Origin of the sequence: Aeoliella fuhlenseeensis (assembly GCF_052161615.1) — a bacterium.
Classification (GTDB): Bacteria; Planctomycetota; Planctomycetia; order Pirellulales; family Lacipirellulaceae; genus Aeoliella.
The window spans coordinates 1,125,943-1,138,647 of sequence record NZ_CP197417.1; the positions used below are offsets into that span (position 1 = coordinate 1,125,943).

Consider the following 12,705-nt stretch of genomic DNA (forward strand, 5'->3'; position numbering starts at 1 on the left):
CGCGGCGAACACGCAACCGCTGGGAAGCGTGGGTGTGGTACACTGGATGTAGGTAGTGAAGTTCATTGAATGCGCGCGGGGTAGGCCTTGTTTGACACTCAGGATTTGCCGTTTCTCGAAGCTTTGGCCGAGATGGTCTACTCGAATCCGTTCAGCCGCAGGCGAATGGAACTCGAACAACAGGCCCTTGGTGCGGCCGACTCCGAGGAGAACGCCCTCGTGTGGAGCCGCACGCAAACCACCGAGCACGAGGAGCGGGCGACCGTCCGCGCTGTCACGGTGCGGGCCGACTCGCTTGCTGAAGAGTGCCGCGAGCGTTTAGCAAAGCGTCGGTCCGTAGATGCCCGCAGTCGCGAGCTCTACGACGGGCTGGTGACCTACGTACTCTACTACCGCCACATCGCGTCGCACACCATCGACGAGCTGTACGCCCCGCCGCGTGGGAAGAATGGGCAGCGGGTATGGCGCGAGTTTCTAGCGGACTACGAGCGAATGTTCGCGGTAGGGAGCTTCGAAGGGCACAATGCACACGCTGCCGCGCATTTGTTCGCTTGCCTCTGCCAAGTGCGGAGGGCGTTCAAGCATATCTTCGATTGCATTTTGGGCGAGTCGGCACCTGCGGGTCGACTTCGTGAAGCCGTGTGGCAGTCGATCTTCACGCACGACATGCGGCGGTATCGCCGATCGCTTTACCGCACGATGCGCGAGCTCCCTACGCTGATCACGGGTCCATCGGGAACGGGTAAAGAACTGGTGGCCCGCGCCATCGCGTGCTCGCAGTTCCTCGACTTCGACGCCGAGCGAGAGCAGTTTGTCGACGATCCTGCCATCGCGTTCACGCCGCTCAACTTGTCCGCGCTATCGCCGACGCTGATCGAATCCGAGTTGTTCGGTCATCGTCGTGGTGCGTTCACGGGGGCGGCGGAGGATCGCGTCGGTTGGCTCGAAGCGTGCCGGCCACACGGGGCGGTGTTTCTTGACGAGATTGGCGAGCTAGACCTTGCCATCCAGGTGAAATTGCTTCGGGTAGTTCAGCAGCGGACTTACACGCGACTGGGCGATTCGGCCGAGCGGACGTTCGCTGGCAAAATCATTGCCGCCACGAATCGCGACTTGGCCGAGGAGATCGACGCCGGCCGGTTCCGACATGACTTGTACTACCGACTCTGCGCCGATCGCATTGAGACACCTAGTCTCCGCGAGCAACTCGCCGATCGCCCGCAGGCGCTCGAAGGTTTGATTCACTTCATTGCCGAGCGTGTCGCGCCAGGCGAGGCCAACGCGGTCGCCGCAGAGGCCCAGGAGTGCATCGCCTCGAACATGCCGGCGGGCTACGCGTGGCCTGGCAACATCCGCGAGCTCGAACAGTGCGTCCGCAACATCCTCGTCCGGCGCGAGTACACGCCGCGATCCAAAGAGACCGTCCAGCGAACCGGCTGGCTTGCCGACGCGGAGGCCGGCAAGCTGACCGCCGACGAGTTGTTATGCTCGTATGCCACGTGGCTCTACGCCCAGCTTGGCACCTACGAAGCCACTGCCACGAAACTCGGCCTCGATCGACGAACGGTGAAGAGTAAGATCGACCAGAAGCTGTTGGCAGCCATTCGTCGGGGAGGGTGAGTTACCCCGCAGCGGTCGGAATAGCATGCCAGCCCATGACGGGAGTCTTGGGTTCGACATCGGCAAGACTTCTTACAACCCACGACGCCCGTGGGGGCTCATGGATTAGAATCCTCACGATTTCCCGACTCCCCCGCGAAAAATTCACGGCCGGCCGTACCGCCTGGCGCGCCGCGGTAAGCTAGCATTAAGTTTCGGAAAGCTCGCCTTTTGGGCGCTAGTAACTCTTGGGCGGCGTTGGTAGTGTGGGACGCGTTTGTAGGAGGCGGTCGGGTGTGCACCCTGAAGGGTGCCGTCCGGATTTATCCTTCCTCTACCCCGCCTATATCCTGCCGCTGGTACCATGAAAGTTGTAATTGTTGGTGGTGGTTTTGGTGGCTTGAATGCCGCTCTCGGATTGCGTCGCGCCGATTGCGAAGTGACGCTGGTGGATCGCGAAAACTACCACCTGTTCCAGCCGCTGCTGTATCAAGTGGCGACGGGCAGTTTGTCGCCTGCCAACATCTGTGCCCCGCTGCGGAGCGTGCTTAAGCGACAGAAGAACGCTACGGTGCTGCAAGGCGAGGTGGTCGACTTCGACGTCGCCAATAAGGAACTCGTTCTTGAAGACCGGCGAGTACCGTTCGACACGCTGATCGTGGCGGCGGGGATGACGCACAGCTACTTCGGCAAGGACGCGTGGGCACAGGTCGCCCCTGGTCTAAAGTCGATCGCCGAGGCGACCGAGATCCGTGCTCGCATTTTGAGCGCTTTCGAGCTTGCCGAATGGGAGACCGACGACGAGAAGCGAAAGAAGATGCTGACGTTCGTTGTCGTTGGCGGAGGGCCGACCGGAGTGGAGCTCGCCGGCACGCTCGCCGACCTCGCTAGGCACACACTTCCCAAAGAGTTTCGCAATATCGACACGGCGTCGACCCGCGTGGTGCTGGTTGACGCGGCACCGCACGTGCTAGCCGCTTTTCCGGAAGACTTGTCGGTGAAGGCTCGCGAAGCGCTGGAGAAACTTGGCGTTGAGGTCCACACTGGCCTGAAGGTGTCGGCAATCGATACGGATGGTGTTACGCTCACGACGGACGACTGGGAGCAACGCATCGAAGCAGGCACCGTGCTGTGGGCTGCCGGCGTGAAGGCATCGCCGCTGGGCGCAAAGCTAGCCGCTGCCACGGGCGCCGAAGTCGATCGGGGTGGCCGTGTGATGGTCGAACCTGATCTGTCGATCAAGAATCACCCGAACGTGTTCGTGGTTGGTGATCTAGCGAGTTTGGTGAATGGCAACGGCAAGCCGATTCCCGGCGTGGCTCCGGCCGCGATTCAGGAAGGCAAGTACGTCGCCAAGTTGCTTCGCAATCGCATCGCGGGTAAGGAAACGCCGGTGTTCCACTATCGCGATTTGGGTTCGCTCGCGACGATTGGGCGAGCGGCGGCCGTCGCGAAGTTGGGGCGGCTGAAGTTCACTGGCATATTTGCGTGGTGGCTGTGGCTGCTAATCCACCTGATGCAGCTCGTGGAATTCGAGAATCGAATTCTTGTGCTGATGCAATGGACCTGGAGCTACGTGACCCGTGGCCGCTCGGCTCGACTGATCACAGTGCGGCCCCACAAACCGACGTAAGAGTTCGGCTTATTCCATCGCCATTGCAAGGGATCCGAGAATCCCGGCCTGCGGTCCCAGTCCCGGAGCGACGACGTAGGAGTCGATTTCGCTGAGAATCGCGGGCGACTGGACGTAATTGTTGAGCAAGCTCAGCACGCGTTCGCGAATCATCGGCAGAAGGAACGCCTGCTGCATCACGCCACCCCCCAAGATCACTCGTTGGGGCGAGACCGTGCATACGAGGTTCACGATGGCCTGCGCGAGATAATCGGCTTCGAGCTTCCAAGCTGGATGGTTTGCGTCAAACGCGGTAGCCGGCTTTCCCCAACGGGCCTCGATCGCCGGGCCGCTCGCGAGGCCTTCGAGGCAGTCGCCATGAAAGGGGCACGCGCCGGTGAAAGGGTCGACTTCGGCATCGCGCGGCACGCGCATGTGGCCCATCTCGGGGTGCACCAAGCCATGCATCACGCGACCCGCGACCATACCGCCGCCGCCAATTCCGGTGCCGATGGTCAGGTAAATGAAGGTGTCGAGTCCTTGCGCGGCTCCCCAGCGATGCTCGCCCACTGCCGCCGCGTTGACATCGGTATCGAACGCCACGGGGACGCCAAACGCTTTACGCAGAGGGCCGACGAGATCGATGTTCGACCAATGGGCCTTGGGCGTTGCGGTGATGTAGCCATAGCTGGGCGAGTTGCGGTTGAGGTCAATTGGCCCAAATGAGCCCACGCCAATACCCGACAGCTTGCCATGCTGCTCGATTGTTTGGCGAAAGAACTCAATGACTTGCGGGAGCACCACACTTGGCGTGGCGGTGTCGAATCGCTCTTGGGCGACAATGTGCTGGGGCCCGCTCGCCACCATGCAAAGGAACTTCGTGCCACCCGCCTCCACCGCACCATAAAGGGGGCCACTCATACAGCTTTCTCCAGTTCTTCCAGTTGCCCGATATCAAAGTTCGCCACGTTCTCGTCCAGGAGGCCGTAGTGCTTCAGACCTTCGATGATACCGTGTGCGTAGCAACCTTTCGAGAAGTGGATGCGATGGCTTCGGGCATGGGTCTTGAGCGATGCCAGTTCGCGGTCGTGGTTGCCAACCACGATGCCCGCCGTACGCCCTTGCAGCATGTCGCGATCGTTGCCCGAGTCTCCGGCGGTGGCAACTTGCTCGATGGGAATGTCCCATTTTCGCGAAAGGTATCGCACCGCCTTGCCCTTTGAAGCCCGATGGGGAAGCACGTCCACGTACGCCCCATGCGACATAATGAGCGAGTAAGCCGACTCGGTGCTATCGAGCGCCGCGTGCAGTAGTGGTTCGGCTTCTTCCATGGTGATATCCGCCGCAAGGTCGTAGCTGATCTTGAACTCGCGCTGGGCGTGATCACGATCTTGCAGGTGCAAGAAATCGAGTTTGTCGAGGGCGTCGCGGATGCGGTCGGGTTTCCACTTTGAACGAAGCTGCGTCGCCCAGCCGCGGTCGGGGGAGAATTCAGCGCCATAGTAGATCTCCGCACCCACGGACGAGATCACCACGTCGATGTCGTGGATGCCGTACTCGTCGAGCACCTGCTGGACGAGTTCGAGCGAACGCCCCGAAGCGATGCCAAAGCCGAGTGTACCGCGATGATCGGCGAGCAGCTCCTTGAGCTGCATCAGCGCAGCGTCGTCACCGATCAGCGTGTTGTCGATGTCGGTGATTAGCAGACGGTCGAGCGACGCCAGCCGCTGCTTCACGGGCGCGCCGGTTGTACTGGTGACGGACAAAGTGGGCCCAGTTTTTAGGTGGTTCAGTGCGTCAACAAAGTGCTCGACATGCGTCTCCCATGTGTAGTGCTCGCGGACGCGATTGACGCCGTTCGACGAGCAGACGTTCCATTTCTGATCGTCCGTTAACAGTTCGAGCATCGAACTGGTGAGCTGGCATTGGTCGTTCACGTTCACCAGTAGACCACTTTCGCAGTTCTCGGCGATGTCCTGGGGGCCACCATTCTCGGTAACGACGAAAGGAAGGCCGACCGCCGACGACTCAATCGACGTCAGGCCAAACAGCTCGACGAACGCCGTGTTGACGAAGATTCCACGACTCGCCGCTGCCATTCGATAGAGCTCCGGCACCTCGTACTCCGAGTCATGGTGTTTCGGAATCGCCAGCTTGCCGTACAGGTTGTAACGATCCATCGCCAGCAGCATGTCGGTGAGCACACGCTGCTCGTTCTCAGGCATCGACTCGATGTCGTTGCGAATACCGGCGAAGATAGCCAGGTTGGCGATCGCCTGCAGCTCTCGGCTGTTGCCGTAGGCTTCGATGAGCGCGCCGATATTCTTGCGCCGATCGGGGCGGCAGAGCGCCAGGATCAGTGGCTTCTCGGGCGATGTGTAGAAGCGATTGAGATCGGCGTGCAGACGAACGCGAGCTTGTTTGAACCGCTCGTCGATCTCCGTACCGGCAAAGTCGTAATCGTAATACGGAAAAAAACGCTGGAGGTCGGTGCCTGGTGGGATGACATGAAACTCGAGTTCATCACTCTTGTGATACTTTCCGTACTGCTGGTCGCGCTCGTGACGCGTGCTGGTGATCACTGCGTCCGCTGCAGCGAGGCACTCTTGCTCGATGTTGATGCGGTGCTCGATGGCTAGCTCTTTGTTCGCTTGTTCGAGAGACCAGCCCTCTTCAAGCAAATAGTCGAGCTTCGGCTTGCCGAGCGAGTGCCCCGTGAACACGAACGGCACCCCATACGCCGAGGCAACTTCCTTGGCAACGTAGCCTGCGTCGGCGTAGTGGCCATGAACAACCGCAGGGCTGCGACCCTCGCGCGCGGTGAATGAAATCATCGCGTCAACGAAGTCCTCGAGATAAGGCCAGAGTCGTTCCTTCCGCAGATATCGACCTGGCCCGCATGGCAGGCGAACGATGCGGCAGTTTTCTGAGAGCTCTTCGATGTCCTGGCCGTAGTCGGGCGACACGCGTTTGTCGCGGATGCGGCGCGTAAAGAGATCCACGGCGTCGACGGCGGGATGTTTGGCGAGCGTTTGAGCGAGTTCGAGGACGTAGCGAATTTGACCGCCGGTATCGGCATCGGCTCCCATCTCCACATTCCGACCACGAACCAGGCCATGAATGCTGACGAGTTGAATGTACATGATGTTGTTGCGGGTCTCGTGTCTTCAGTTTTAGAAGTAGTAGCGTGTGGCTTCAATGGAAGTTGGACAAGCCATGTTTCCAGAGGTGGGACGATTCGACTCCACGCGGAACACTCCGTCGCGTTTGGAGGCAGAGTCGAAGACCTTCGTGCACCTCAGTGTAACGGATGATTGTCATCGAGTTCGCACCGATCTCAATGCTAGACACCCGCAAGAGGGTGCGAGCCCGGGAGTGGTGATGCGAGAGAGCAACTAGCGCGCCATGAACGTCACAATTGACCTAAGCTGCCAAGATTCGACGTAAGTCGTGACGAGCACTCGAATAGCGTGTTTGCTGAATAGCGAAGAAGGTGGACTCAGGGTGACCACGTCGATCAGCGAGTGACCAAATGTGTCGCACGCTGCCCCAGATTGATTCGCGCCGAGAAGAGAAAATAAAAATAAAAAAAGGCAGCGGAGTGAGCATGCTTTCGCACGTCGCTCCGCTGCCTTTAGTGATTCGCGAGACCTTACTTAGGAGCTTCGGTCGCGGGGGCCTCGGCAGCAGGCGTGTCGGTGGCGGGAGCTTCGACCTCTGGTTCGCCAGTGACAGCTTCCTTCACCTCGTCTCCCATCTTCTCGACGTTCTCAGCCGTGTCCTTGGCAGCGCTACCGATCGCATCGCCAGTCGCTTCAACGGCATCACCCGCCTTGTCGACAGTCGTCTTCGAGCAACCAACGCCGCACAGCATCACGCCGGCCAAAGCCAGGCAAAGTCCAAACATACGCATTGCATCAACTCCTGGAAACATATTCTTTACACCCCACCCGTCCTCAAGCGAAGACGGAATTACAAACCAACCTTACAGGGGTTCTCGGTAACTATTGCACACGTACTATCTATTGCACGAAGAACCCGGCTCGCCAGACTGCATACATGCTCGCGATGGCCACTAAATTCCACACAATCAGCACAATCGCCAAGTGTCGTGCCGGGATGGCCCGGTTGCCATGCACCGCGGCATCTATCAGAAACCCCAGTCCCGCGAGGGCGAGGAACCCCACCACCCACCGGCGAGCTAGTTCCGCCTCGTACGAGGTCGACACGTCGCCCACCCAGTTCGCCAAGACGCCCGCCTCGATAAAGAGAAGAGCCGCAACCACGAGCTTCGTCCATCTGACGCCAATCACCACGGCCGTCGTGCGACGCCCCGCCGCGCGATCGGGCCCAACGTCGGCCGTCTCGCCGAGCAGATGCGAGTGCATGGCGAACAGCATTCCGAAAATAAACACGGGCCAGGGCAACTGCGGCACGTCGTTCACCCAACTTGCCAGCACGAACACCAGCAGGTAGCCACTTTGGCACAGCACGTCAAGCAGCGGGCGGCCTTTGAAATCCAATCGCGGCGAATTGTAGAGCGTATTGACGACCACCGCCGCTGCGATCCATAGAAGGAACTTCGCGCCGACTAGCCAAATGAAGGCGATGAAGAACGGCACCTGCACCACCGCGATCCACCACGGCAACTTGGCGAGCGAAGGCTTCGAAAGCCGCGCACCAAAAAGGACATTGCCTTTTCGCGGATTGCGCGAGTCGGTTTCATAGTCGGCCCAGTCGTTCCAGCCATAGAGCAAAAGCCCCAGTGGAAACGTGACGTACACCGCCCCCAGCCAAAACCCCAGCGTGTCGAGCACCCGATACCCACCGAGTGGCAGCAGGTAAAACCAAAGGTGCGTGGACCACAGCCCGGGGCGGGCAACCTGCAGCACTTCGCGGGTAGTAATGGAAAGCTCCCAGGCAAAAACGCAAATTTCGGAAAACTGTGCAGATGTTCAAAAAAGTGCTTGCACCGGGTCGGAAGATCGGTAGTATAGGTGGATTGAACGGGCGTACATTGTAGGTAGTGAACTGAAATTCTCGGGGGAGATTGCAACATGACAGCCACCATCGCTCCAGCCAATCAAGATAACGCTAACGGTATTCCACGCGAAGCGGCGGCGAAGCTCCGCGAAGTGTACGGGTTCGAATCTCTCAGGCCGGGGCAGGCGGACGTCATCCGGTGTTTGCTGCAGGGAAGGTCGTCTCTCGCGATTTTTCCGACCGGCGGCGGAAAAAGCCTGTGTTATCAGCTCCCGGCGCTACTGCTAGATGGCGTCACGATCGTTGTCTCGCCACTTATCGCCCTGATGAAAGACCAGCTCGATTTTCTCATCCGCCGCGGTGTCGCCGCCGCGCGGCTCGATTCGAGTCTAACGCGGGAGGAAAATCTTCAGGTCTACGACGACCTGCATGCGGGGCGAACGCGGTTGCTGTACGTTTCGCCCGAACGATTGGGGAACGAGCGGTTCCTCAAAACCCTGGAACGGCTCAAAATTGCGATGCTTGCCGTCGACGAGGCGCACTGCATTAGCCAATGGGGACACAACTTTCGGCCCGACTACCTGCGGATTGCGTCGCTTGCGGCGAAGCTTGAGATTCCACGAGTGTTAGCCCTCACTGCCACTGCGACGCCCGAGGTCGCCGGGGATATTGCCGAGGCGTTCAGCATCGAGCCCGGGGAGGTGGTGCAGACCGGCTTCTACCGCCCCAACCTACACCTTCACGCCACGCCTTGCGCGACCGATCAGGAACGCCGCGACGTGTTGCTCAAGCGAATCAAGGAGCGTCCCGTCGGCCCGGCCATTGTGTACGTCACGTTGCAGAAGACTGCCGAACAAGTCGCGGCGTTTCTCGCGGGGCAGGGGATCAGCGCTCGGGCCTATCACGCAGGGCTAGGTACCGATAAGCGGAACGAAATCCAGGATGCCTTCATGGCGGCAGACGACATGGTGGTGGTCGCGACGATCGCTTTCGGGATGGGAATCGACAAGGCGAATATCCGATCGGTCTACCATTACAATTTGCCCAAGGGCATTGAAAGCTACATGCAGGAAATCGGCCGCGCCGGCCGCGATGGCGAGCCAGCGCACTGCGAACTATTGGGCTCGGCCGACGATGTCATCACACTCGAAAATTTCAGCTACGGCGATACTCCCACCCGCTCTGCCATTGCGAGCCTCGTGGAAGAGGTACTCGGCACCCGTGGTGACGAGGTCGAGTTGTCGCTCTACGATCTTTCCAACAACCACGATGTCCGCGATATCGTCGTCCGAACGCTGATGACCTATCTGGAATTAGAAGGCATCGTCCAGCCGACCGGCGCGATTTTTACGCAGTACCGCTTCAAACCGCTGCGGCGTTCGGCCGAAATCCTTGCTCGTTTTGACGCCGACCGGGCAAAGTTTATCGGTAGCATCTTTAAGCAAGCCAAGCAGGCGAGCGTGTGGTTTTCAATCGACGTGGCGAAGGCCTCCGATGCGCTCCGCGAGCCGCGCGACCGCATCGTGGCAGCGCTCGACTACCTCGATCAGCAAGGCGATCTGGTGTTGGAGACTACTGGTGTTCGCAACGGTTATCGCATCACCAAAAGAGTTGAAGATCTGCCAGCGGTGGTGGATTCGCTGTTTGATCGCTTCGTGACACGCGAGCAAAACGACATCGCTCGCATCCACAATGTAATCGACCTCGCCGAATCCACGGGCTGCCTGACCCAGACGCTGCTGGAGTACTTTGGTGAGCAACGAGAGCCGTGTGGTCATTGCGATCGCTGTGCCGGCGTTGCAGGCAAACCGCTGGGGGGTACGCCCGCATCGCTCACGGATAGCGATCGGCAAACGATCCGCGCTGTTGCCTCCGAACGGCATAAGGCTCTGGCGACCGCCAGGCAGATGACCCGTTTTCTGTGCGGCGTCACGTCGCCGGCCTCAAGCCGGGCCAAGCTTCGTACCCACAAGAGCTTCGGCGAGTTGATTCACGTCCCGTTCGCCGAAGTAATGGGAGCGTGCGAAGAACTGGGGCTTCCCGACTAGACTATTCCGATTCGGCGTAGCGGGCGTAGCTGCCGGCAATGTCGGCGTCGAGGTGATCTCCCTTATGAACTATCACGCGATGACGCAGCACGATTGGCTCGCCCTCCGGACGCTCCAGGCCACCTTTCACTTTGCCACCCGAGTAGTCGTGAGCACCAATGGGGTTCGCGGTGAACAGCCCGTAGTCACGGACATGCCAGCGAGGTTCGGCCTGCAGGCTCGAGGGATGGGCGAGAATGGCGATGCCAACTTCTTCGCCTTCTACCGGACCTTGGTAGTCAACCCACGCAGCCGGTTTGCCCCACGCTCCGCGTTGATCCACGTCGCCGTGGCTGTTGACGAACGTGCCTCCAAGCTTCTTCGCGACGTCCATCGATCCGGCCACGCGGACCGCGAAGGCACCCTCCTTAGTATCGCTCAACTTCAGCGGGCCGTTGGGCGACCAGAGCTTAATCGTGTAGTCGATCCATCGGGCGCCATTGTCATCCGTGCCGAAACGAATGGTGCGTTCGTCCTTGGCTACCAGCTTGTCCGCGGCGTCGACGTAGTCGTTTTCCGTGATCAAGAGAATCGTATCGCCATCCTTCTCGAGCTTCTTGATGCCGCGATGGATTTGCCGGCCATCGGTGGGCTTGGGCTTCTTCGGGTCCGAAGGCTCCAGCCAGAAGTCGACGCCATTGATCCCCTGGTACCCGAACCAAAGCGAGCGATGGTGAGGGTGGTCCTTGCTCTCGTGCGGCCGGGCGTCCTCGATGGGGTAGCTTCGCGTAACCGGCACTCCGCTGGGGCTAACGACTGGGTAGAGAATGGGCTTCGTGCCGGAAGAGAACACGTAGCGAGTGAAGAGATCTCCATCGACCGTGATGGTTACGCCATCTTCTTCTTGAGTGTATGCGAGTTCCGCCGCTTGGGACGGGGAGCAGCACAAAATGCTTACGAGTATGGCTACAGCTACCAACGCCTTCGTGGCACGCGACATTCTCAGGCCCAGCCTAGTATTCATCTTCAGAAATCTTTCAAAAGCATTGGAGTTAAAGAACTACTCGCCAGCGACGAATCGAGCGAAGTTGTCGCACAGCAACAGCTGAACATCGCGCCGCATGTCCGCTTCGGTGATTGGCCAGCCGGTCGCAGCGATGTCGGCGTACTTGTCGGCCAGCACCTTGGCGATGATTTCGCGGCTGTGAGCCCATTTGTAGACGATTTGCTCGAGCACCCGGGCATCGGAGTGTTGGGGCGCGAACGACAGGCCCAGCAACTCCATTCGCATCCGCGTCATCTCTTCGATGAGCGAGGGATTGTTCAAGAACCACCAGCAGCCAAACAGCATCAAATTGTCAAACTTCCGAGCCGCGACGGCGAGCTCGTGCTGGTTTTCGCGAGACAACAGAGTCACCAGAAAACGGTTGTTGGGGAAGTCGGCACAAAGGCGCGAAACGCTCATCACGTCGGCCTTCTCCAAGGCGTCGCCCGCGAGGGTCAGCCGCGGATTCACGCCCCGTGTGACGCCGATCATCAAGGCCATCGTCAGGTTGCGTTCTTCGAGTGCCGGCAGGATCGCCTCGCGGAATATCACGCTGCTTGCCTGTCGGTCGTCAGGACCCAAGTAGCGGAAAGTCGGGGGCAAACTCACCGCGCAGTAAAGGGCACCGATGCGATTGATCCAGTCGCCAAGGAATCGCTGCACCTCGGCGATACACCGAGGCGAGATCTCTTCGGTCGTCTCGTATCCCCACGCGGACATTTTCTTTGCGGCGGTCGGCCAGTCGCACACCAGCGGGTCGAATCGCAGCACCGGTGCAAACCGCGGGTCGCTGCCAACTCGGCCATCAGCCAACCACCGCTCGCGCTCGTTGTCGTCAAACACGTCGTTGGTCATAGTGATTCGCGAAACGCCCGACACTTCCATCACACGGTCGATGTGTTTGTCAGGGTCTTGTTCAGCGAACCACCGGCGATAACCAGCGAGGTTCTTGTCCGACGGATCCAATCCCAACCTTGCAAGAGTTGTCAGCACACCGCGGCACGCTTCGCTGACGGGCGAACGCTCGACGAACAGGTGCTGCCAAATGTGATCGGCTTGATCCTCTTTCGTCATCTTCCAGAAAGTGTCGTAGGGCAACTTCCGCGATGGCACCACTCGAAAGACTTCCGCCACCAAGTAATGGTAGGTCAAAAGTTCGTCGATGCCCCACAGCATGAGCCCCCTCGGGTCCGCCCCGTGCCGTCCGCCGCCCGCCATCGGAGTGCCAAAGGTCGGGGGATACAAATGGGTGTGCAGGTCCCACACGGGAGTGGTGTCTACGACCTGGCGGACTTGATGATGAAGTTCAGTGCGATCCACGCTTATCAATTTGTTGGAGAATGGAGAGAGGAGGAAGTCGTAGGCCCCATAGCCCTTAAACGCCTTCAATCGGAGGTGAGGTGCATCCTTTATAAGTCAATTCGCGACCGTAGTTGCGA

Annotated in this window: 9 protein-coding genes; 3 read left to right on the top strand and 6 right to left on the bottom strand. The window is 59.6% G+C overall.

Annotated features, from left to right (window positions below):
- The first annotated feature begins 87 nt into the window (after positions 1–87).
- Both SH292x_RS04490 and SH292x_RS04495 read left to right on the top strand, forming a co-directional pair.
- Complete coding sequence (locus tag SH292x_RS04490; RefSeq protein WP_442484386.1) at positions 88–1,620, top strand: sigma 54-interacting transcriptional regulator; 1,533 nt, start codon at positions 88–90, stop codon at positions 1,618–1,620.
- A gap of 343 nt (positions 1,621–1,963) precedes the next feature.
- On the top strand, positions 1,964–3,232 hold the full coding sequence (locus tag SH292x_RS04495; protein WP_442484387.1) for an NAD(P)/FAD-dependent oxidoreductase: 1,269 nt from the start codon (positions 1,964–1,966) through the stop codon (positions 3,230–3,232).
- 9 nt (positions 3,233–3,241) lie between these two features.
- On the opposite strand, the gene SH292x_RS04500 is transcribed toward SH292x_RS04495, so the two are convergent.
- The 4 genes from SH292x_RS04500 to SH292x_RS04515 form a co-directional block, all read right to left on the bottom strand.
- Complete coding sequence (locus SH292x_RS04500; protein ID WP_442484388.1) at positions 3,242–4,132, bottom strand: ROK family protein; 891 nt, start codon at positions 4,130–4,132, stop codon at positions 3,242–3,244.
- Positions 4,129–6,354, bottom strand: a complete 2,226-nt coding sequence (locus SH292x_RS04505) for an HAD-IIB family hydrolase (protein WP_442484389.1) — start codon at positions 6,352–6,354, stop codon at positions 4,129–4,131. The genes SH292x_RS04500 and SH292x_RS04505 overlap by 4 nt, the downstream gene beginning before the upstream one ends.
- Before the next feature lie 509 nt (positions 6,355–6,863).
- Complete coding sequence (locus tag SH292x_RS04510) at positions 6,864–7,124, bottom strand: hypothetical protein (RefSeq protein ID WP_442484390.1); 261 nt, start codon at positions 7,122–7,124, stop codon at positions 6,864–6,866.
- Positions 7,125–7,233: 109 nt separating this feature from the next.
- Positions 7,234–8,103: a UbiA family prenyltransferase gene (locus SH292x_RS04515; RefSeq protein ID WP_442484391.1), complete on the bottom strand. Its 870-nt coding sequence runs from the start codon at positions 8,101–8,103 to the stop codon at positions 7,234–7,236.
- A gap of 165 nt (positions 8,104–8,268) precedes the next feature.
- Between SH292x_RS04515 and SH292x_RS04520 the strand changes: the two genes are divergently transcribed.
- Positions 8,269–10,242 (top strand): RecQ family ATP-dependent DNA helicase, encoded by a 1,974-nt coding sequence (locus SH292x_RS04520; RefSeq protein WP_442484392.1) that lies wholly within the window; start codon positions 8,269–8,271, stop codon positions 10,240–10,242.
- A gap of 1 nt (position 10,243) precedes the next feature.
- Here SH292x_RS04520 and SH292x_RS04525 read toward each other — a convergent pair whose 3' ends face one another.
- Together SH292x_RS04525 and SH292x_RS04530 are read right to left on the bottom strand one after the other, a co-directional pair.
- On the bottom strand, positions 10,244–11,245 hold the full coding sequence (locus SH292x_RS04525) for a PmoA family protein (protein ID WP_442484393.1): 1,002 nt from the start codon (positions 11,243–11,245) through the stop codon (positions 10,244–10,246).
- Positions 11,246–11,281: 36 nt separating this feature from the next.
- A complete protein-coding gene (locus SH292x_RS04530) occupies positions 11,282–12,586 on the bottom strand; it encodes a hypothetical protein (RefSeq protein ID WP_442484394.1) in 1,305 nt (434 codons plus the stop codon).
- Positions 12,587–12,705: the final 119 nt, after the last annotated feature.